Origin of the sequence: Burkholderia sp. SIMBA_062, assembly GCF_046534765.1 — a bacterium.
GTDB classification, from domain to species: Bacteria; Pseudomonadota; Gammaproteobacteria; order Burkholderiales; family Burkholderiaceae; genus Burkholderia; species Burkholderia ambifaria.
Map to the genome: position 1 here is coordinate 1 of NZ_JAWRYD010000388.1, position 259 is coordinate 259.

1 pseudogene is annotated in these 259 nt (G+C 62.9%); it reads left to right on the forward strand.

The window, feature by feature from the left end:
• Positions 1 to 52: 52 nt before the first annotated feature.
• Positions 53 to 259: pseudogene (locus SB786_RS36790) on the forward strand (GNAT family N-acetyltransferase); the annotation flags it as partial.

A 259-nucleotide genomic window follows, 5' to 3' on the forward strand; every position in this document is an offset into this window, starting at 1 on the left:
GGCCAGTTCGGTTAAAGCTACGCGTTAGTGCTTTATTGGGGTTTACGACTGCATGAGTCCGTCACTGACCGTTCGCCGTATCGTTGCCGATCAGGGTGCCGTGCTCCGCGAGCTTCGTACCGCTTCGCTGCGCGACGCACCTTATGCGTTCGGCGACTCGCTCGAAGATGCGCTGTCCGCCGACGCAGCCGTCTACGACGCGGCGGCCGCGCGCCATGCCGACTCGCATGCGGCCACCTCGTTCATCCTCTATACCGAG